We start from the raw sequence: 18787 nt of genomic DNA, 5'->3' as shown, positions 1-18787 counted from the left end.
CGTTTGTCGAATGGGCTTTTCGGGAAAAGGTTGTTCAGGACCGCAAGAATCGCGGCGATCCTGCCCACCCACTTTTTCGAGAACGGAAAGCTCCATGCCCCAGGCCCTCACCCTCGTCAGCCACCTGCTGTGCCCGTACGTGCAACGCGCCGCGATCGCGCTGCACGAGAAGAACGTGCCCTTCGAGCGCGTCGTGATCGATCTCGCGAACAAGCCCCAGTGGTTTCTCGACATCTCGCCGCTCGGCAAGGTGCCGCTGCTGAAGGTGCAGCGCCCCGGCGGCACGGAGGCCGTGCTGTTCGAGAGCAACGTGATCTGCGAGTACCTCGAAGAGACGCAACCCGGCGCCCGCCTGCACCCCGAAGACCCGCTCGCACGTGCGCAACATCGCGCATGGATGGAATTCGGCTCGGCCGTCCTCGCCGACCTGTGGGGCTACGAGACCACGCAGGACGCCGCCGTGTTCGCGCAGAAGCGCGAGGCATTGGCCGCCAAGTTCGCGCGCGTCGAAGCCGCGCTGGGGCAAGGCCCGTACTTTGCGGGCGAGGCCTTCAGCCTCGTCGACGCGGTGTTCGCGCCGGTGTTCCGCTACTTCGAGGTGTTCGACGCGATCAGCGATTCGCACCTGTTCGATGCGCTGCCGAAGGTGAATGCCTGGCGCCATGCGTTGGCCGCGCGCCCCAGCGTGCGCGCGGCGGTGGTGCCCGAGTACCCGCAGCATCTGATGGATTTTCTGAAGAAGCACCAGGCGCACCTGTTGACGCTGGCGGCTTGATCGCCAGGAGCAGAGGGCGACAATAGCCCTTCCCCCCATAACGACACGACCCACGAGATGCGACTTCTCCACACCATGCTGCGCGTTGGCAATCTCCAGCGCTCCATCGATTTCTACACGCAGGTGCTCGGCATGACGCTGCTGCGCACGTCGGAAAACCCCGAGTACAAATACAGCCTGGCCTTCGTCGGCTACGGCAACGGCAACCCCGACCAGGCCGAGATCGAACTGACCTACAACTGGGGCACCGAGAGCTACGAACTCGGCACCGCCTACGGCCACATCGCGCTCGGCGTGCCTGATGCGTACGCGGCCTGCGACAAGATCAAGGCCTCGGGCGGCAACGTGACGCGCGAGGCCGGTCCGGTCAAGGGCGGCACGACGGTGATCGCCTTCGTGACGGACCCCGACGGCTACAAGATCGAACTGATCCAGCGCAACGAGAACGCGTCGGGCGGCGGCCTGCGCTGAGCCGTTTCGGGCAGCAAGCAACAACGCCATGGCAAGCCCGAAGAAGAAGCAGGCGCCGCTGACGCGCTACGTCGCCCTGCTGCGCGGCGTGAACGTCAACGGCATCACGATCAAGAGCGCCGACCTGAAGGCGCTGTTCGTCGACGAACTCGGCTTCGGCGCGGTGCGCACGGTGCTCGCCAGCGGCAACGTGCTGTTCGACACCGACGCGCCCGATGCCGCCGCGCTGCGCACGCGCATCGAGAAAGCGCTCCGCCAGTGCTTCGGCTACGAGGCGTGGATCGTGTTGCGCACGCAGCAGCAGGTGGCCGACATGGCCGCAAGCTATCCCTTTGAACGCATCGACGACACGCACCATCCGTACATCGTGTTCGGCTCCGACGCCGCGATGCTCGACGAGATCGTGGAGAAGGCCGGCACCGTCGATGCCAAGGTCGAACAGCTGGTGCGCGGCGATGGCGTGCTGTACTGGCAGTGCCCGCGCGGCGAAAGCCTGGACACGCCGGTGGCGAAGCTGCTCGCGAAGACCCGCTACAAGTCGAGCACCACCACGCGCAACCTGCGCACGGTGGAAAAACTCATCACGGACTGATTGATCAGCAGCCCAGCCGGTCGGCCAGCGCGACGATGTCGCGCACATGCAGGCTGTTGTCCGGCTGCGGCGACACGTCCTTCGGCTGGGCGCGGCCGAACTCGTGGGGCCGCTCGATGTACGCCGTCTTCAGGCCGCACACGCGTGCCGCAGCCAGGTCGTCGTGGTGCGCCGCGGCCAGCATCACCTGCCCGGGCGTCGCGTCGAACACGCCCGCCACGCCGAGGTAGGTGCGCGGGTCGGGCTTGTAGGCCTTGAACACCTCGGCCGACAGCACGCAGTCCCAGGGCAGGCCGGCGCGCTTGGCCATCTCGGTGAGCAGGCCGATGTTGCCGTTGGAGAGCGTGCAGATCGTGAACTTCTTTTTGAGCCGCGTGAGGCCCTCGACCGCATCGGGCCAGGCCGGCAGGCGGTGCCACGCGCGGCTCAGGTCGCGCTTGGCGGCGGTGTCGAGGTGGTCGGCCAGGCTGAAGTCGTGCAGCACCTGCTCGAGCATGCTCAGGTGCAGCTCGTCGAGCAGCGTGAAGCCGCCCTCGCCGGCCGCGATGCGTTCCATCACGGCCTTCATGACAGGCTGGTAGCCAGCGCGCCAGGCGAGCGCAAAGGCCGCACCGTCCACGCCGGGCAGCACGCGCTCGACCTCGGCCGCAATGCCGCTGTGCCAGTCGACCACCGTGCCGAACACGTCGAACGCGATGACCTTGAGGTCGCTCGCGTCGAAATCGGCGCTCATGATCAACGCGGCAGCTGGCTCGCGGCGCGTGCCAGTTGCTCGATGCGGGCCCAGTCGCCGTCGCGGATGGCGTCGGTCGGCACGATCCACGAACCGCCCACGCAGGCCACGTTCGACAGCGCGAGGAACTCGGCCGCGTTGCCCGCATGGATGCCGCCCGTGGGGCAGAAGGTGACATCGCCGAACGGGCCTTGCCAGGCCTTGAGCATCGGCAAGCCGCCGGCCTGCAGCGCGGGGAAGAACTTGAGCTGGGTGTAGCCGTCTTCCTGCGCCGTCATGATTTCGCTGCCGGTGGCCACGCCGGGCAGCAGCGGCAGGCCGAGGTCGTGGCAGGCCTTGCCGACCGAGCGCGTGTAGCCCGGGCTCACGCCGAACTTGGCGCCGGCCAGCGCCGAGGCTTGCGCATCGGCCGCGCTGCGGATGGTGCCGGCGCCGGCGACGGCTTCAGGCACTTCCTTGGCGATGGCCTCGATGCATTGCAGCGCCTGCGGCGTGCGCAGCGTGACCTCGAGCATGCGGATGCCGCCGGCCACCAGCGCGCGCGCCAGCGGCACGGCGTGCTTCACGTCGGTCAGCACGATGACCGGAATGACCGGCGCGTCGCGCATCACGTCGAGGGAAGTGAGTCTGTCTGTCATGTCATAGCTCCATTGCGTTGCGCATCGCCTGCGGGCGATGCTGGTGTTCACAGCCAGGTGCAGGCGCCCTCTTCGGCAGCCAAGGCGTTGCGGCGCATGCCGGCGAACAGTTCGCGGCCGAGGCCGCGTCCGTCGGCGAAGCGCTGCGCTTCGGGTTGCACGGCGGTTTCGCGTGCGGCCCATTCATCGTCAGGCAGCAACACGGCAAGCGTACCCGCTACCGCGTCGAGCCGGATCAGGTCGCCGTCGCGCACCTTGGCGAGCGGGCCGCCCGCAGCGGCTTCGGGCGACACGTGGATGGCGGCCGGGATCTTGCCCGACGCGCCGCTCATGCGGCCGTCGGTGACCAGCGCCACGCGGAAGCCCTTGCCCTGCAGCACCGACAGCGGCGGCGTGAGCTTGTGCAGCTCGGGCATGCCGTTGGCCTGCGGGCCCTGCCAGCGCACCACGCAGACCACGTCGCGCTCCAGCTCGCCGGCCGTGAACGCCTTGTGCAGCGCGGCCTGCGAGTCGAACACGCGCGCCGGGGCTTCAATGACATGGCGGTCGTCGGGCACCGACGACACCTTGATCACGCTGCGCCCCAGGTTGCCGCCGAGCAGCTTGAGGCCACCGGTGGCGCTGAAGGGGCTCGATACCGGGCGCGTGACGGCTTCTTTCTGCAGTGGCGCGGCCGGCGTCCACTGCAGCGTGTTCTCGCCGACCAGCGACGGGATGTTCGCGAATTCGCGGATGCCGCCGGCGCGCACCGTGAGCACATCGGCATGCATCAGGCCGGCCTCGACCAGCTCGCCGATCACGAAGCCCGGGCCGCCGCAGGCCTGGAACTCGTTCACGTCGGCGCTGCCGTTGGGGTACACGCGCGTGAGCAGCGGCACCACGTCGGACAGCTGGGAAAAGTCGTCCCAGTCGATGAGGATGCCCGCGGCGCGCGCCACGGCCACCCAGTGGATCAGGTGGTTGGTGGAGCCACCCGTGGCCAGCAGCGCGACCATGGCGTTGACGATGCAGCGCTCGTCGACCATCTCGCCGATGGGCGGGCAGTTGAACGCGGTGTCGCTCGCCTTGCCGAGCACCGATCGCACGGCTTCGCGCGTGAGCGTTTCGCGCATGGCGTCGCCGGGCTGGATGAAGGCCGTGCCGGGCACATGCAGGCCCATGGCTTCGAGCAGCATCTGGTTGCTGTTGGCGGTGCCGTAGAAGGTGCAGGTGCCGACCGTGTGGTACGCGGCCATCTCGGCATCGAGCAGGCCCTGGCGGCCCACGAGGCCCTGCGCCGCCTGCTCGCGCACCTTCGACTTGGCGGTGTTCGACAGGCCCGAGGGCATCGGCCCGGCGGGCACGAAGACCGTGGGCAGGTGGCCGAAGTGCAGCGCGCCGATGAGCAGGCCCGGCACGATCTTGTCGCACACGCCGAGCATGAGCGCGCTGTCGAACATGTCGTGCGTGAGCGCGACGGCGGTGCTCATGGCGATGAGGTCGCGGCTGAACAGGCTCAGCTCCATGCCGGGCGTGCCCTGCGTGACGCCGTCGCACATGGCGGGCACGCCGCCGGCCACCTGCGCGGTCGCGCCGTGGCGGCGGGCCTCGTGCTTGATGATGTCCGGGTAGCCCTGGTACGGCGCGTGGGCCGAGAGCATGTCGTTGTAGGCGGTGACGATGCCGATGTTGGGCGCGCGCTCGGCCACCACCTTGAACTTGTCGTTGGCCGAAATGCCGGCCACGGCGTGCGCCACGTTGGCACAGCCCATGCGGTCGGCGCCGCGGTCACGGTGCCTGTAGGCGTCGATCTGCTCGAGGTACGCGGTGCGGGTGGGGGCACTGCGTTCGCGGATGCGTCGGGTGACGGCTTGGACGGTGTCGTGGAGTGGCATGCTTGCTGGGGCTGTGAATGCGCCGGCTGGCTGGGGCCTTCATGGTAAACCCCACACCCGGCACGAAAGTGACGAAGGCGGTGCGAAACCGCCTTCGTCCGAGGGGAAAGGGCTTACTTGCCGCGCACTTGCGCCACGGCGCCGTTGACCGCGTCCCAGGTCTCCTGGCCCACGGACTTGGCGATGCCGCTGTTGACGCTGGTGAGCTTCTCGCGCATGCGGTTGGCCTCGGTGGCGGGCAGCTCGTTCACCTGCATGCCCTTGGTGCGCAGTTCGGCCAGCGCCTTGGTGGCTTCCTCGCGGGTGTCCTTGCGCTCGAACTCGCGGCTCTTCACGGCGGCGTCCTGCAACACCTTCTTCTCGGCCGGGCTCAGCGTGTCCCACCACTTCTTGCTGACCGTGACGATCCAGGGGCTGTAGACGTGGTTGGTCACCGTCAGGTACTTCTGCACTTCGTAGAACTTGCTCGACACCACGGTGTTGAACGGGTTCTCCTGGCCGTCCACGGCGCGCGTTTCGAGGGCGGTGAACAGCTCCGAGAACGGCAGCGGCACGGCGTTGGCGCCCAGCGCCTTGAAGCTGTCGAGGAACACGTTGTTCTGCATCACGCGCAGCTTGATGTCGCCCATGTCTTCGAGCTTGTTGACGGGGCGCTTGCTGTTGGTGAGGTTGCGAAAACCGTTCTCCCAGTAGACCAGGCCGACCATGCCCTTGGGCTCCAGCTTGGCCTTGACCTTCTCGCCCACGGGACCGTCGAGCACGGCGTCGGCTTCCTTCACGTTGGCGAAGAGGAAGGGCGTGTCCCACACGGCCATTTCGGGAACGATGCCCACGAGCGTGGCGGTGGAGCCGACCATCATTTCCTGCGCACCGCCGATCAGCGCCTGCTGCATCTGCGTGTCGGAGCCGAGTGCCGCGTTGCCGATGCCGCGGATCTTCATCTTGCCGCCCGACGCCTTCTCGACTTCCTGGGCAAACAGGCGGACCGCACGGCCCTGGTTGGAGTTGTCGACCAGGCCGTAGCCGAAGCGCACGATGCGCGGCTTGAAGTCCTGCGCCTGGACGGCGCCGGCGGTGGCGAGTGCGGCCACGAGGCCGGCGAGAGCGAAACGGATGCGCATGGAAGTCTCCTGAGTATCGAAAGGGGAACGAGAGGAAGAAAAAGGAAAAAGAAAAGGAAAGGATTGGCGGGTCAGTGCATCCAGGCCAGCGGTGCCGTGATGAGCGAAGGGAACAGCACGAACAGCACGGCCAGCAGCACGTACATGAGCAGGAACGGCGTGGTGCCCTTGATCACGGTTTCCATGCGCAGCCTGCCGACGCCGGCCACCACGTTCTGCACGGTGCCCACGGGCGGCGTGATCAGGCCGATGCAGCCCACGTAGATGAACATGAAGCCGAAGTACACCGGGTCAATGCCGGCCTTCATGGCCAGCGGCGCGCACACGGGGCCGAAGATCAGGATGGTGGGCGTCAGGTCCATCGCCGTGCCGACCACCAGCAGGAACACCATCATCAGCGCCATGAAGACGATCGGGTCGCCCATCACGCCGGCGAAGCTGTCGGCCAGCAGGTTGGGCAGGTCGGCCAGCGTGATCATGTAGGCGGTCACGGTCGCGGCGCCGCACAGGAACATCACCACGGCGGTGGTCTTGCCCGCCGCGAGGAAGACCTCGTACAGGCCGGCCCAGGTCATCTCGCGGTACACGAACATCGAGACGATCAGCGCATACACCGCGGCCACCACGGCGGCTTCGGTGGGCGTGAAGATGCCGCCCTTGAGGCCGCCCAGGATGATGACCGGCATCATCATGGCCCAGAAGCTGTGCAGCAGCGCCTTCATGCGCGCGCCCCATGCCACGCGCGCCATGGCGGGCAGCTTGTGCTTGCGGGCGATCCACCACCAGGCACCGATCAGGAACGCGCCCATCATCAGGCCGGGAAACACGCCGGCCAGGAACAGCTTGCTGATCGACGTGTTGGTCGTCACGCCGTAGATCACGAAGGGCATCGACGGCGGAATGATCGGCGCGATGATGCCGCCCGACGCGAGCAGGCCCGCGCTGTAGCTCGGCGGGTACTTCTGCTCGCGCATCATCGGCAGCAGGATGGTGGCGAGCGCGGCGGTGTCGGCAATGGCCGAGCCGCTCATCGACGCCAGCAGCACGGCGGCGCCGATGGCCACGAAGCCCAGGCCGCCGGGAATGTGCCCGACGAATGCGCGGGCCAGGTCGATGATGCGGCGCGACAAGCCGCCCGCGTTCATCAGCTCGCCGGCCAGGATGAAGAAGGGCACGGCCAGCAGCGGGAAGTTGTCGAAGCCGGCCTGCAGGTTCTGCGCGAGCAGCTGCGCATCGAAGAAGTCCAGGTGCCACATGAGCGCGACACCGGTCAGCACCAGCGCGTGGGCGATCGGCATGCCGATCACCATGCCGCCGATGAGCACGATCAGGAAGAGAGCGGTGACGATCATGGTGCCGTCCTCACTCGATGTCGCCCACGCCGCCCGCGCTCGCCGGCGGCTCACCGCGCACGAGGTCGAACACCAGCGCCACCAGCAGGCCGACGGCCAGCACCAGCGTGGCCGCGGCGCCGAGCGCCAGCGGATAGCCCAGCACCGTGCTGAAGCTTTCCATGCCGGCCACCACCTGCGCCCACGCGCCCTTCAGCAGCAGCACCATGCACCCGGCCACCAGCAGCTGGCTCAGCCAGAACAGGCCCTTACGCGGGCCGCCCTTCAGGCGCGAGGTCAGCATGTCGAAGCCCAGGTGCTTGCCCTCGAAGGCCGCGACGATGGTGCCCACGGCCACCAGCCAGACGAACAGCAGGCGCGAGATTTCCTCGTACGACACGATGCTGGTGGCGAACACGTAGCGCAGCACGACGTTCACGAAGACCGCGATGACCATGCCGGCCAGCGCCACGACCATGAAGAGTTCGGCCAGGCGCTGAAGCGCCGGCTTGGGCCGCACCGGCGGTGTCGAGGGAGATTGGGGAGAGTGGCTCATGCGATGTCTCCGGGCGGCGTGTCGCGCCCTGTGGTTGAAGCGGAAGCAGGTGCGGCGGCCCAGGCGACGACGGCGGCCACCAGGTCCGCCATGGGTTGCGTGGCGTCCAGCACCAGCACGCCCGGCTCGCCCACGGGAGATTCGAGCGTGGCGAACTGGTTCGCGACCAGTGCCGGCGAGAAGAAATGGCCCGCGCGCGACTGCACGCGCGCCAGCGCCTCCTCGTAGTCCAGCGACAGGAACACGAAGCCCAGGCGCGGCACCGCCTGGCGCAGGCGGTCGCGGTAGCGCTTGCGCAGCGCGGAGCAGGTCAGCACCCGGCCGGCGCCTGCGGGCGGGGACGCCAGCAGGTCGGCCAGCCGGTCCAGCCAGCCGGCGCGGTCGTCGTCGGTGAGCGGCGTGCCGGCGCGCATCTTGGCGACGCTTTCGGGTGCGTGGTACGCGTCGCCCTCGTGCAGCGTCCAGGCCAGCGCCTCGGCACAGGCCGCCCCGACGCTCGACTTGCCGCATCCGGACACACCCATGACCACGAGGGCCTGCGGTTGAAATTTTGAGATAGCGCTGTCCATTGGGAATCAAAAAAGGCCCGGGCGGAGGCTCGGGCCTGGGCAATCGGGGTTCTCTTCAATTGTCGCTCAGAGGGAAAACGGCTGGCCTGCACCTTATTTGCAGTCGCAAACTACTTGTTAACCCTTTGATGGATAGCGCTATCCTATAGAACAATGAGCTTCACCTTTCTCCGGATTTACCCTTGACCGACGCGCCCCGCCGCACCCGCCGCTCCAGTGGCCGCATCACCCTCGACGACGTGGCGCGCGCCGCGTCCGTCAGCCCGATCACCGTCTCGCGCGCGCTGCGCGGCGAGCGCGGCGTCGACCCGGTGCTGACCCTGCGCGTGCGCGAAGCGGCCGAGCGCCTGGGCTACGTGCCCGACCCGGCCGCCCGCGCCCTGGCGTCGCAGCGCAGCAGCCAGGTGCTGGTGCTGGTGCCGATGCTGTCCAACACCCTGTTCGTCGACCTGCTCGAAGCCGTGCACCGCACGCTCTTTCCCGTCGGCTACCAGCCCTTCATCGGCGTGACGCACTACGACAGCGCCGAAGAAGAACTGCTGCTGCGCACCTACCTGCCCCACCGCCCCGCAGGCCTGCTCGTGACCGGCTTCGACCGCAGCGAAACGGCACGCCAGCTCATCGCGCACAGCGGCGTGCCCTGCGTGCACCTGATGGAAACCAGCACCGCGCCGGGCGTGGCCTGCGTGGGCTTTTCGCAGGTGGACGCGGGCGCCGCCGTCACGCGCCATCTGCTGGAACGCGGGCACCGCCGCATCGCCTTCTGCGGCGCGCAGCTCGATCCGCGCGTGCTGCAGCGCGCCGAGGGCTATCGCCGCTGCCTGCGCGAAGCGGGCGTTTACGACGCGCGGCTGGAAATGCTCAGCCCCGAGCGCTCGTCGATCGCGCTGGGCGCACGCCTGTTCGAGGAGATGCTGCAGCGCATGCCGGACATCGATGCCATCTTCTTCTGCAACGACGACATCGCGCAGGGCGGGCTGCTGGCCGCCAACCGACTGCAGGTGCCGGTGCCCGGGCGCATCGCCATCGCCGGCTTCAACGACCTGGCAGGCAGCGACCAGATGGTGCCGCCGCTGACCACCATGCGCACGCCGCGCAGCGAGGTCGGCCAGGCCGGCGCCGAGATGCTGCTGGGCCTCATGCGCGGCACACTGGCGCAGCCCGGTTGCATCGAACTGGACTACGAGCTGGTCGTGCGCGGCAGCACCTGAGGCGCATGAAAAAGCCCGGACAGGCCGGGCTTTGCTTGGATGCGCAGGGCGCTCAGTCCACCAGCTTCACTTCGACGCGGCGCGCCTCGGCGTTGTTGCCCGTGCCGGCGGTGACGGCGGGCTTCTGCAGGTCGATTTTCTCGGCCGGCACGCCCAGGCCTGCCAGCACCTCGCGCACCATCTGTGCGCGCTTCTTGGCGAGTTCCTCGTTGACGGCGGCGTCGCCGGTGGTGTCGTGGAAGCCCGAGACCACCGCCTTGCGGCCGCCCTCGACGCCCTTGATGACCAGGGCCAGCGCCTCGGCGGCGCCCGGTGCGAGGTCGGCGCTGCCGGTCGCGAAGTAGAAGTTCACCACGCCGCCGACCACGCGGATGCTGGCGCCGTCGGGGATCACCACGGTGACGGTCTCGGTGACTTCGGTCACCGAGACTGCGCCGCCGGGCGCAGCCGCAGAAGCCGCGACAGCGGGCTTCGCCTGCACTGTCGCAGCGCCCAGGCCCCTGTGCCAGAAGGCGACGCCAATCACGAACATGATCACGAGCGCGATCAATGCCACCAGGAAGCCGAGGGCGAAATTCTGCTGGCTGTCGTCGTTGTTCATGGAAGCGCGATCTCCGTAGGAAAGGGGTCGGTAAATAATGGTGCGGTGAACCATGATCACGAAATTGTAGGCGCCCCCTCCGACACCCCCGTGTCAGCCGGCGCGCCGGACCCCGGTCCGCCGGGGCTCGACCCGATGCCCCGTCCGCTTCGCGACCCGCAGCCGATGCTGGAACGCGCGATCGCCGACTGGGGCGGCCGCGACGATCTCTGGCTGTTCGGCTACGGCTCGCTGATCTGGCGGCCCGAGTTCGGTTTTGCGGAACGGCGCGCGGCCTCGGTGCACGGCTGGCACCGCGCGCTCAAGATGTGGAGCCGGGTCAACCGCGGCAGCGTGCAGACGCCGGGGCTGGTGTTCGGCCTGCTCTCGGGCGGCAGCTGCCGGGGCGTGGTGTTCCGCGTGCCCCGCGCCGAGGGGCTCGAAACGCTGAAGCGCCTCTGGCTACGCGAGATGCCGACCGGCGTGTACGACCCCAAGTGGCTGCAATGCGGCACGGCCGAAGGGCCGGTGCGCGCGCTGGCCTTCACGCTCTCGCGGCGCAGCCCCAACTTCACGGGCGAGCTCAGCGACGAGCGCTACCGCCACATCTTCGCGAATGCCGTGGGCCGCTACGGCAGCTCGCTCGACTACGCGCGCCAAACTTTCCTTGAGCTGCAGCGCCATGCGATCCACGACGTGGCGCTGGCGCGGCTGGTGGCGCTGGCCGCCGAGCCGCCATTTCAGACACCGGCCGATTGCGGGGCCGCCCCGGCTCCGGTATACGTTGCGGGGTCTTCGGACACCGCGTCCTCCCAACCCTCCACCCCGTTCAACAAGGAAAACCAATGATCCATCGACGTCTCCTCGCCACTGGCACCGCCCTCCTCGCCACTGCCATGCTCGCCGCCTGCGGCAGCATGGGCGGCAAGCCGAGCACCACGGTCGAGCTGACGCCCACCGCCGCCGTCACGCCCAACCCCGCGCGCGGCTCGGTGACGCTCACCGCGCTCGACCACGGCGTGCGCGTGTCCGGCGAAGTGCGCGGCCTGGCGCCGGGCAGCGAGCACGGTTTCCACATCCACGAAAAGGGCGACTGCGGCAACAACGGCAATGCCTCAGGCGGCCACTTCAACCCGGCCGGCGGCACGCACGGCAAGTTCTCCGCGCCCGGCAGCCATGCCGGCGAGCTGCCCAGCCTCGTGGCCGATGCCAGCGGCGTGGCGCGCTTCAGCGTCGAGAACCACGCGATCTCGCTAAAGGACGGTGCCGCCAACAACGTGCGTGGCCGTGCCCTGGTGGTGCATCGCGACCGCGACGACTTCACGACGCAGCCCGCCGGCAACGCCGGCCCGCGCGTGCTCTGCGCCGTCGTTGCTCAAAACTAAGAAAAAAGCGTGAGTACTCAGGCGCCCGCGCGCGCCTGCCAGAGCGCCTCGGCCTGCGCCAGGGCCTCGGGCGTGTCGATGTCGGTCACCACGCCGGCATCGTCCACCGCCAGATCGACGACCGAGTCGATCGCACGCATCGCCCGCAGGACGGACGATGCGCCCAGGTTCCCCTCCAGCGCCGCCAGCTGCGCCCAGCAGCCCGCCGCAAATCCCACCGGGTGTCCGCGCTCGCCCCGGTACTGCGGCTGCACGGCATTCACCCGCCCACCGAGTGCGGCGGCCACCGCCCGCAGCGTGGCGGGTTGCACCAGCGGCAGGTCGCCCGGCAGGATCAGCCAGCCCGCCGCGTGGGGCGTGGCGCGCACGGCCGCGGCAATCGAGTCGCCCATGCCGGGGTGACCGGCATCTTCCAGCCGCCACGGCAGGCCGCTGGCGCGCACCGCGTCGAGCGTGCGTTCGAGCACCGGCTTGCCCGCGAGCAGCGCCTTCAGCTTCGAGCCCGTGCCGCCGGCCGCAATGAAGCGCTCGCCGCGGCCCGAAGCCAGCACGATCACGGTCGGGGAGTTCGCCTCTGTCGTCGTCATGGGCCGAGTATGTGCGCAACAATCCCGGCATGACTTCTCCTCTTTCCAAGGACGCGCTGGCCGCGCTGCGCAAGAGCTACGAGCGCGCCGAGCTCGACGAGACCCGCAGCGCCGCCGACCCGCTCCAGCAGTTCGAGCGCTGGCTCACCGAGGCCATCGGCGCGCAGATTCCCGAGCCCAATGCGATGACGCTGTGCACCGTGGGCAGCGACCTGCGGCCGTCCAGCCGCATCGTGCTCATCAAGGGCTACGACGCGCGCGGCATCGTCTGGTACACCAACTACGACAGCCGCAAAGGGCGCGAGCTGTCGGGCAACCCGTATGCCTCGCTGCAATTCCACTGGGTCGAGCTGGAGCGCGTGGTGCGCATCGAGGGCCGCGTCGAAAGGGTCAGCGCCGAGGAGAGCGACGCCTACTACGCCAGCCGCCCGCTCGATTCGCGCATCGGCGCCTGGGCCAGTCCGCAGAGCGAAGTGATCAGCGGACGCGACGTGCTGGTGAAGAACGCGGCCGTGTACGCCGCCAGGCATTTGCTCTCGCCGCCGCGTCCGCCACACTGGGGCGGCTTCCGCCTGGTGCCCGACCGCTGGGAGTTCTGGCAGGGCCGCAAGAGCCGGCTGCACGACCGGCTGCGCTACCGGCTTGAGGGCGCCGACTGGGTGCGCGAACGCTTGGCCCCCTGAGTTCGCGTCAGGCCTCGCAACCAGCGACCTTGAATTCGACGCGCCGGTCCAGCGCGTCACTCGCATCGTCGGCGCCCGTGCCGACGATGTTCTCGCGAAAGCCCATGCCGGCTTCGCGCAGTTTCTTCGACAGCGGCGGCGCCTCGCCCACCAGCCGCGCCTTGACGCTGGTCGCGCGCTGCAGCGACAGCCGCTCGTTGACCGCCTCCGAGCCTGTGCGGCTCGTGTGGCCCGTGACCACCACGCACGAATCGATCTGCGCCGCCTGGCGCGCGATCTGGCGCAGCCACATCGGGTAGGCCGCGCTGATCTTCGGGTCGGCCAGGAAGTCGGTCGAGCCCGGCTTGAACAGGAACTTGACGCTCAGGTTGTTGCTCTCGAGCCCCAGCCGCGCCAGCGTGCCGAAGGTGCGCTCGGCATCGGCCGTGCGGCCCAGCTGCGACTGCGTGAGGTACAGGCCGCTGTAGATGCGCAGTTGCTGCCCATCAGGCCGCTTCGACGCGGCCTCGTAGCGGCTCAAGGCCTCGCTCATGCGGCCGGCCTCGTAGGCGGCGGTGGCTTCCTGCAGCACGGTCGCGGTCGGCAAGCGCTCCAGGTACAGCGCGTCGGCGGCCTGCCCGGCCGGCGTCTCGGCGGTACGGATGTAGCCCTCCACGCCGCGGTCCTTGCCGTTGACCGGACTGTCGCGGAAGAAGGCGGTGGGCCGCGTGTCGAGCGACGCGTCGCTGATGCGCGCCACCGACTGCGCGATCACCATGCCGCTCTTGATCTCGGTCATGGCGAGGTTCAGCCGGTACGGCGCGCCCGAGGCGTCCTTGTCGCGCACCAGCGTGCCGTTGAGCACGTACTGCGCGTTGCCGATCTCGTTGGCGTTGAACGGCGTCACGGTGAACTGCTTGAACTGCGCCTGCATGCGCTGCACGATGCGCTGCTCGGCGACGCGCGTCACCTCGGTCTGCTGGCCGCTGGCGCCTTCGAGCAGCGGGTCGATCACGATGCGCCGCTGCGTCAGCGTCGACTCCACCTTGGCCAGGAAGGCCGGCAGCTTCTGGGTCTGCACCATGAGGTCGTCGACCGCTTGGGTGACGGCCTGGTCGAAGGGCATGGCGCTGCTGGGCGCGGGGCGGTGCGCGCAGGCGGCGGCCAGCAGCGCGGCGGTACACAGCGCCAGCACGCGCCACAAGGTTGGAGGGACGGCGGTGTTCGTCTTCGTGGTCATCAGCACTGGCTCCTCAAAATATTCATGTCCTGGTCCGACAGCGGCTCGCCGACGGCGGCGCGCATGTTGATCTCGCTGCAGCGTTTCGATGGCGCGGGGCGTCGCTCGGCGGGCTCGCGATGCGCCTCGGGCGCAGGGGCTGCGGTGGCGGTGATCTGCGGTCGCGACTTCGGCACTGGCCGCGCAGCAGGCTTGGGCTCTGTGTCCTTTGCCTGCGGTGCCTCAGCCGGTTTGGGAACCGCCAGGCACGGCGTGCGGCACGGCTTGGCCTCGCCCGCCGCATGGGCGCGCGCGCCGTGCAGCGCGACCACCGTCGCGACCACCGCCGTCACTGCAAGGGCAAGGGGCGAAACGCGCGCCGGGTAGATCGTCATCAGCCGGCAAATGTAGGGGCGCGAACGCCGCTCGCCAGCCCACCAAACGGCCAGCCCTGCCAAACGGCATAGGGCTACCGCTGTCGCCCAGTCGGGCAAAAGTTCGCGAAAAGCGCGGAGGAAATGGGGAGCGTCAGGGCAACCACTGCACCCAGACCATCACGAGCGTGAGCGTGCCCAGCGCCAGCACGGTCGACACGGCCACGCTGGCCGTGACCAGGTCTTCGGCGCTGCGGTAGCGCTGCGAGAACAGGAACACGTTGGCGCCGATGGGCAGCGCCGCCGCCACCACCATCACGGTGAGCGGAATGCCGCGCACGCCGAGCAGCCAGCCGATGAGGGCCACCAGCAGCGGGTGCACGAGGTTCTTCACCAGCGCCTGCACCAACGCGCCGCGCCAGTGGCGCCCGGTGGGCGTGAGCGCGAGCGTGATGCCCACCATCACCAGCGCGACCGGCCCGAAGGCCTGGCCGAGCAGCTGGATCGGCTTGTCGATCACCTCGGGCATCACGAGCCCCGTCTGCGCGAACAGCAGGCCCGCAATGATGGGCAGTGGCACCGGATGGATGATGGCGTTGCGCAGCGCGCCCAGCACGGTGCGCGCCATGGAGCGGCGCTCCGCCCCGCTCATCGCATGCTCGCGCGCGACGGCCAGCTCGAGCACCACGGTGGCGCTGGTCATGAGCACGAGCGAATGCAGCGAGATCAGCGTGAGCAGCACCACCATGCCGGCCTCGCCGTAGGCCAGGCCGATCAGCGCGATGCCGATCATCACGGTGTTGCTGTAGGTGTTGGCCAGCGCGAGCACCGCGCCGGTGCGGTTGAAGCCGCGCCACGCGAGCGTGCCCGCGAACAGCAGGCCCGAGGCGATGAAGTACGCGGCCACGGGCTTGAGGCTCAACTCCTGCACGTGCACCGTGCTCATGGCACGGAACAGCAGCGCCGGCGCGAGCAGCAGGAAGATGAGGTTCGACAGGTCCTTGACCGCATTGCCACCAATCCATCGGCGCCGTCCGGCGAGGTAGCCGGCGGCGATGAGAAGAACGACGGGAAAGAGCGAAGAGATGACGAAGGAATTCACCCGGCGAGGATAGCGCGCGCTCCTCGCTCGGAAGGTCGGAACGTCAGAACGTGACGCGCAATCCCACCTTCAACGACCGCCCCGGCAGCGGCGCCTTCGGGAACACCGTGGTCGTCAGGATCGACGTCGGCGTGTAGGCCAGCTTGTTCCCGATGTTGTCCATGCGCGCGTACCAGGTGAGGTTGGCGCGCTGTACCTTCATGCGGTAGCTGATGGACGCGTTCCACAGCGTGTACGCATCCGTCTCGCGCGCGCCCACGTCGGGCACCCGGCGCTGCGCGGCGTTGTAGTCGAAGCCGACACGCCCGGTCCACGGCCCGTTGCCGTAGGCCAGCGTGGCGCCCAGGCGCAGCGGCGCGATGCGCGGCAGCGGCTCGCCGGTGTCGAGGTTCTTGGCGCGCACGATGTCGCCGCGCCATTCGAGGTCGAGCGTGCCCGCGTCGGCCATGCGCGCGAAGCCGTCGGTGCCCAGCAGCCGCAGGTTGCCGTTGGCCTCGATGCCCGTGAAGCGCGCGCGCGTGCCGCCGTAGCGGTACTCGGCCAGCGTGTCGACCGCCTCGGGGTCGGTGACGACCTGGCCTTCCTCGTCGAGCGTGCGGCCCGACGCGGTCAGGCCGATGTAGTTGCGAAAGCGCGTGACATACGCGTTCATGCGGGCCGTGTTCGGGCCCGACTTCCACTGCGCGCCCAGGTCGAAGCCGGTGGACTTTTCCTTGCCCAGGTTCGGATCACCGATCTCCCAGGCCGCGGTCGCCACGTGCGGGCCGTTGGCGAGCAGTTCGTAGTCCTTCGGTGCGCGCTCGGTGTAGGCCAGGTTCGAGGTCAGCTGCCACTGCGGCGTGAGGTCGACCAGCGCGCCGAACGCCGCGCTGTGCGGATTGAAGGTGCGCTCGCCGACGGCGAAGCGCGTCACCGACAGGTCGTCGGGGTAGCCCAACGAGCGCACCGTGACCTTCTCGGTGCGCGCACCGAAGCTCAGGCGGCCCCACGAGGTGCCGAGCTCTTCGTGCAGGAACAGCGCGTTGGAGCGCGTGCGGCTGTGCGGCGCAAAGGCCTCCGCGCCGTCGGCGGCGAAGCGGTTGGTCTCGCGGCTGAAGCCGATGAGGCCCTCGAGGTTGCCGATCTTTTCGTGCCGCGCCTCGATGCGCAGGTCGTTGCTCAGGTTCGAGAAGGTGGTGCCGACTTCGGCACCCTCGAACTCGGTGTGGCGGTAGTCGGTGCGGCTCACCTTCGCGTGGATGCTGCGGATGAAGCCGCCCGGGCGCCACTCGCCTTCCAGCGCGTAGCGGTCGGACTTCATGCCGATGGTCACCTCGTCCTCGGCCACGGTGCCGTAGTTGCTGCGGTAGGTGCTGGCGGAGGCGCCGATCCAGCCCTGGCTGAAGAACAGCGTGCCGCCGACCGCGCCGCCGTTCGCCTGGTTCTGCGAGTTGCAGATGCGGCGCGCGAGCGACGGGCGCCCGGGCTTGCTGCATTCGAGGTCGATCGGCACCGACACGTCTTTCGAATCGCGATTGAAGGCATCGACGTGCAGGGCGAAGCGGTCGTTGCCGCCTTCGAGCAGCACGCCACCGCTCTTTTCCTTGTTGCCGCTGGCGTAGCCCAGATCGGCACGGCCGCCGAAGCCGTTGATGGGCTCGGTCGGGATGCGGTTGTCGATCACGTTGACCACGCCGCCCACGGCGCTGCCGCCGTACTGCAGCGCCGACGGGCCGCGCAGCACCTCGATGCGCTCGGTCACCAGCGCATCGACGGGCACGGCGTGGTCGTAGCTCAGTGCCGAGGCGTCGGGCGCGCCGCCGCCGTTCTGCAGGATGCGGATGCGGTCGCCGTCCTGCCCGCGGATGCTGGGGCGGCTGGCGTTGGGGCCGAAGTAGCTGCGGCTCACGCCGGGCAGGTTGTTCAGCGTTTCGCCGAGCGTCGATTCGGAGCGCAGCAGCAACTGGTCGCCCGACAGCGAGGTGGTCGGCGCGATCAGGTCGCTCGCGCCCAGCGGGTTGCCGGTGACGGTGACCTCGCGCAGGCTGGAGGTGTCAGCGGCAGGGGCGGCAGGGACGGAGTCGGCGGTCTGGGCCAGGCTCGCCACCGAGGCGAGCGAAAGAACGGCAGCGCCGATGGCGTTGCGACGGAAGTGGGGGGTCATGAAAAAAGAACACTCGTTGAATCGGGGAACGACCGGCCGCCCTCACCCGCCCGAGGCGGGTGCAGCAACCGGAACACGGGGGATTCAGCGAGTGGAAGGCGGGCCGCGCGCGTCGAAGAGCGCGACCCAGCGGGCGATGGCTTCGCCCTGCAGATAAGCAAAGGTGGCTGCCGGCAGCAGCATCGGCAGCACCACCAGCGGCACGCCGGGCACGCCCGTGCCGTGCGCGAGCTGGTCGTACAGGCGGCAGTCGGCGTCGTTGTGCACGCCGAACAGGCTGGCCAGCGTGTGGCCGGTGTCGTGCCGGTGCTCGGCCTGTGCCGTCGCCGCTGCTGCAGCAGCTGGCAGGCCCGGCACGTGCAGCGAACGGTGCATCAGCCCCATCGTGCCCGCGAACCAGAGCGCGAACGCCAGCGCGACGACAAGCGCGCGCGTGGTGCGCGTCATGCGGGTCGGGGTCTGGCGGAGGGTGGCGGACACAGGGGCGTGAAGAAAAAGCGAAGGATCAGGCCTTGACGCGCGACGCGAAGGTCTTCTGGAACTTCTCGACCTTCGGGCCGACCACGAACGCGCAGTAGCCCTGGTTCGGGTGGTTCAAAAAGTAGTCCTGGTGGTAGGCCTCGGCCGTCGAGTAGTTGGCCAGCGGCGCCACTTCGGTCACCACGGGCGCGCTGTAGGTCTTGCTGGCCTCGATCTCGCGGATCACCGAGTCGGCCACTTCTTTCTGCGCGTCGCTCGAGGTGTAGATGCCGCTGCGGTACTGCGTGCCGACGTCGTTGCCCTGGCGGTTGAGCGTGGTGGGGTCGTGCACCACGAAGAAGATCTCGAGCAGTTCGCGCAGGCTGATCTGCGCCGGGTCGAATT

The 18787-nt window shown here is 68.9% G+C and carries 22 protein-coding genes; 7 read left to right on the top strand and 15 right to left on the bottom strand.

What is annotated here, in order from left to right:
* Positions 1-94 precede the first annotated feature (94 nt).
* Genes AAG801_RS21650 through AAG801_RS21640 form a run of 3 tightly spaced genes read left to right on the top strand, consistent with a single transcriptional unit; the run spans position 95 to position 1838 of the window.
* Positions 95-775: a glutathione S-transferase family protein gene (locus tag AAG801_RS21650; RefSeq protein WP_341890210.1), complete on the top strand. Its 681-nt coding sequence runs from the start codon at positions 95-97 to the stop codon at positions 773-775.
* A 57-nt stretch (positions 776-832) separates the two neighbouring features.
* Positions 833-1246 (top strand): lactoylglutathione lyase, encoded by a 414-nt coding sequence (gene gloA, locus AAG801_RS21645; RefSeq protein WP_101489461.1) that lies wholly within the window; start codon positions 833-835, stop codon positions 1244-1246.
* Positions 1247-1274: 28 nt separating this feature from the next.
* A complete protein-coding gene (locus AAG801_RS21640; protein ID WP_341890209.1) occupies positions 1275-1838 on the top strand; it encodes a DUF1697 domain-containing protein in 564 nt (187 codons plus the stop codon).
* 4 nt (positions 1839-1842) lie between these two features.
* On the opposite strand, the gene AAG801_RS21635 is transcribed toward AAG801_RS21640, so the two are convergent.
* From AAG801_RS21635 to AAG801_RS21605, 7 genes are all read right to left on the bottom strand, one after another.
* On the bottom strand, positions 1843-2571 hold the full coding sequence (locus AAG801_RS21635; RefSeq protein WP_341890208.1) for a haloacid dehalogenase type II: 729 nt from the start codon (positions 2569-2571) through the stop codon (positions 1843-1845).
* Positions 2572-2573: 2 nt separating this feature from the next.
* Complete coding sequence (gene eda, locus AAG801_RS21630; RefSeq protein ID WP_101489458.1) at positions 2574-3209, bottom strand: bifunctional 4-hydroxy-2-oxoglutarate aldolase/2-dehydro-3-deoxy-phosphogluconate aldolase; 636 nt, start codon at positions 3207-3209, stop codon at positions 2574-2576.
* Between the two features lie 47 nt (positions 3210-3256).
* Positions 3257-5083 (bottom strand): phosphogluconate dehydratase, encoded by a 1827-nt coding sequence (gene edd / locus AAG801_RS21625; RefSeq protein ID WP_341890207.1) that lies wholly within the window; start codon positions 5081-5083, stop codon positions 3257-3259.
* Positions 5084-5196: 113 nt separating this feature from the next.
* Positions 5197-6204 carry a TRAP transporter substrate-binding protein gene (locus AAG801_RS21620; protein WP_341890206.1) on the bottom strand — a complete coding sequence of 336 codons (1008 nt, stop codon included), beginning with the start codon at positions 6202-6204 and terminating at the stop codon, positions 5197-5199.
* Positions 6205-6275: 71 nt separating this feature from the next.
* Positions 6276-7556: a TRAP transporter large permease subunit gene (locus tag AAG801_RS21615; RefSeq protein ID WP_101489455.1), complete on the bottom strand. Its 1281-nt coding sequence runs from the start codon at positions 7554-7556 to the stop codon at positions 6276-6278.
* Positions 7557-7566: 10 nt separating this feature from the next.
* The gene (locus AAG801_RS21610) at positions 7567-8091 is read right to left on the bottom strand and encodes a TRAP transporter small permease (protein ID WP_341890205.1); all 525 of its coding nucleotides are present in this window, start codon (positions 8089-8091) and stop codon (positions 7567-7569) included.
* Positions 8088-8660 carry a gluconokinase gene (locus tag AAG801_RS21605; protein WP_341890204.1) on the bottom strand — a complete coding sequence of 191 codons (573 nt, stop codon included), beginning with the start codon at positions 8658-8660 and terminating at the stop codon, positions 8088-8090. Before AAG801_RS21605 ends, AAG801_RS21610 begins: the two co-directional genes overlap by 4 nt.
* A 182-nt stretch (positions 8661-8842) precedes the next feature.
* Between AAG801_RS21605 and AAG801_RS21600 the strand changes: the two genes are divergently transcribed.
* Positions 8843-9871 carry a LacI family DNA-binding transcriptional regulator gene (locus tag AAG801_RS21600; protein WP_341890203.1) on the top strand — a complete coding sequence of 343 codons (1029 nt, stop codon included), beginning with the start codon at positions 8843-8845 and terminating at the stop codon, positions 9869-9871.
* A 52-nt stretch (positions 9872-9923) separates the two neighbouring features.
* Here the strand turns inward: AAG801_RS21600 and AAG801_RS21595 are convergent, their stop codons facing one another.
* Positions 9924-10472 carry an OmpA family protein gene (locus tag AAG801_RS21595; RefSeq protein WP_341890202.1) on the bottom strand — a complete coding sequence of 183 codons (549 nt, stop codon included), beginning with the start codon at positions 10470-10472 and terminating at the stop codon, positions 9924-9926.
* A 135-nt stretch (positions 10473-10607) separates the two neighbouring features.
* On the opposite strand from AAG801_RS21595, the gene AAG801_RS21590 reads away from it, so the two are divergent.
* Together AAG801_RS21590 and AAG801_RS21585 are read left to right on the top strand one after the other, a co-directional pair.
* A complete protein-coding gene (locus AAG801_RS21590; protein ID WP_341890201.1) occupies positions 10608-11300 on the top strand; it encodes a gamma-glutamylcyclotransferase in 693 nt (230 codons plus the stop codon).
* Complete coding sequence (locus tag AAG801_RS21585) at positions 11297-11836, top strand: superoxide dismutase family protein (RefSeq protein ID WP_101489449.1); 540 nt, start codon at positions 11297-11299, stop codon at positions 11834-11836. The genes AAG801_RS21590 and AAG801_RS21585 overlap by 4 nt, the downstream gene beginning before the upstream one ends.
* A gap of 17 nt (positions 11837-11853) precedes the next feature.
* Here AAG801_RS21585 and AAG801_RS21580 read toward each other — a convergent pair whose 3' ends face one another.
* Positions 11854-12423, bottom strand: a complete 570-nt coding sequence (locus tag AAG801_RS21580; RefSeq protein WP_341890200.1) for a nucleotidyltransferase family protein — start codon at positions 12421-12423, stop codon at positions 11854-11856.
* Between the two features lie 29 nt (positions 12424-12452).
* On the opposite strand from AAG801_RS21580, the gene pdxH reads away from it, so the two are divergent.
* Positions 12453-13106 carry a pyridoxamine 5'-phosphate oxidase gene (gene pdxH, locus AAG801_RS21575; protein WP_101490264.1) on the top strand — a complete coding sequence of 218 codons (654 nt, stop codon included), beginning with the start codon at positions 12453-12455 and terminating at the stop codon, positions 13104-13106.
* A gap of 7 nt (positions 13107-13113) precedes the next feature.
* Here the strand turns inward: pdxH and AAG801_RS21570 are convergent, their stop codons facing one another.
* The 6 genes from AAG801_RS21570 to msrA all read right to left on the bottom strand — a co-directional run.
* A complete protein-coding gene (locus AAG801_RS21570) occupies positions 13114-14325 on the bottom strand; it encodes an OmpA family protein (RefSeq protein ID WP_341890199.1) in 1212 nt (403 codons plus the stop codon).
* A complete protein-coding gene (locus AAG801_RS21565; protein ID WP_341890198.1) occupies positions 14325-14699 on the bottom strand; it encodes a hypothetical protein in 375 nt (124 codons plus the stop codon). The genes AAG801_RS21570 and AAG801_RS21565 overlap by 1 nt, the downstream gene beginning before the upstream one ends.
* Before the next feature lie 133 nt (positions 14700-14832).
* Positions 14833-15780: an AEC family transporter gene (locus AAG801_RS21560; protein ID WP_341890197.1), complete on the bottom strand. Its 948-nt coding sequence runs from the start codon at positions 15778-15780 to the stop codon at positions 14833-14835.
* 43 nt (positions 15781-15823) lie between these two features.
* Entirely contained in the window at positions 15824-17923 is a 2100-nt protein-coding gene (locus AAG801_RS21555; protein WP_341890196.1) for a TonB-dependent receptor, read from the bottom strand.
* Between the two features lie 84 nt (positions 17924-18007).
* A complete protein-coding gene (locus AAG801_RS21550; protein WP_257884777.1) occupies positions 18008-18403 on the bottom strand; it encodes a hypothetical protein in 396 nt (131 codons plus the stop codon).
* Positions 18404-18428: 25 nt separating this feature from the next.
* Positions 18429-18787, bottom strand: a 359-nt coding sequence (gene msrA / locus AAG801_RS21545) for a peptide-methionine (S)-S-oxide reductase MsrA (protein ID WP_341890195.1), incomplete at its 5' end; no start/stop codon positions are given.

The sequence above is a fragment of the Variovorax sp. YR752 genome (assembly GCF_943372545.1).
The sequence above is the reverse complement of the archived record's forward strand: the minus strand, read 5'-3'. Positions and strand labels throughout refer to the sequence as shown.

Bases quoted from the DNA above. Each gene is read 5' to 3' on its own strand.
- AAG801_RS21650 (WP_341890210.1), top strand. From the start codon at position 95: ATGCCCCAGGCCCTCACCCTCGTCAGCCACCTGCTGTGCCCGTACGTG.
- gloA (WP_101489461.1), top strand. From the start codon at position 833: ATGCGACTTCTCCACACCATGCTGCGCGTTGGCAATCTCCAGCGCTCC.
- AAG801_RS21640 (WP_341890209.1), top strand. From the start codon at position 1,275: ATGGCAAGCCCGAAGAAGAAGCAGGCGCCGCTGACGCGCTACGTCGCC.
- AAG801_RS21635 (WP_341890208.1), bottom strand. From the start codon at position 2,571: ATGAGCGCCGATTTCGACGCGAGCGACCTCAAGGTCATCGCGTTCGAC.
- eda (WP_101489458.1), bottom strand. From the start codon at position 3,209: ATGACAGACAGACTCACTTCCCTCGACGTGATGCGCGACGCGCCGGTC.
- edd (WP_341890207.1), bottom strand. From the start codon at position 5,083: ATGCCACTCCACGACACCGTCCAAGCCGTCACCCGACGCATCCGCGAA.
- AAG801_RS21620 (WP_341890206.1), bottom strand. From the start codon at position 6,204: ATGCGCATCCGTTTCGCTCTCGCCGGCCTCGTGGCCGCACTCGCCACC.
- AAG801_RS21615 (WP_101489455.1), bottom strand. From the start codon at position 7,556: ATGATCGTCACCGCTCTCTTCCTGATCGTGCTCATCGGCGGCATGGTG.
- AAG801_RS21610 (WP_341890205.1), bottom strand. From the start codon at position 8,091: ATGAGCCACTCTCCCCAATCTCCCTCGACACCGCCGGTGCGGCCCAAG.
- AAG801_RS21605 (WP_341890204.1), bottom strand. From the start codon at position 8,660: ATGGACAGCGCTATCTCAAAATTTCAACCGCAGGCCCTCGTGGTCATG.
- AAG801_RS21595 (WP_341890202.1), bottom strand. From the start codon at position 10,472: ATGAACAACGACGACAGCCAGCAGAATTTCGCCCTCGGCTTCCTGGTG.
- AAG801_RS21590 (WP_341890201.1), top strand. From the start codon at position 10,608: ATGCCCCGTCCGCTTCGCGACCCGCAGCCGATGCTGGAACGCGCGATC.
- AAG801_RS21585 (WP_101489449.1), top strand. From the start codon at position 11,297: ATGATCCATCGACGTCTCCTCGCCACTGGCACCGCCCTCCTCGCCACT.
- AAG801_RS21580 (WP_341890200.1), bottom strand. From the start codon at position 12,423: ATGACGACGACAGAGGCGAACTCCCCGACCGTGATCGTGCTGGCTTCG.
- pdxH (WP_101490264.1), top strand. From the start codon at position 12,453: ATGACTTCTCCTCTTTCCAAGGACGCGCTGGCCGCGCTGCGCAAGAGC.
- AAG801_RS21570 (WP_341890199.1), bottom strand. From the start codon at position 14,325: ATGACCACGAAGACGAACACCGCCGTCCCTCCAACCTTGTGGCGCGTG.
- AAG801_RS21565 (WP_341890198.1), bottom strand. From the start codon at position 14,699: ATGACGATCTACCCGGCGCGCGTTTCGCCCCTTGCCCTTGCAGTGACG.
- AAG801_RS21555 (WP_341890196.1), bottom strand. From the start codon at position 17,923: ATGACCCCCCACTTCCGTCGCAACGCCATCGGCGCTGCCGTTCTTTCG.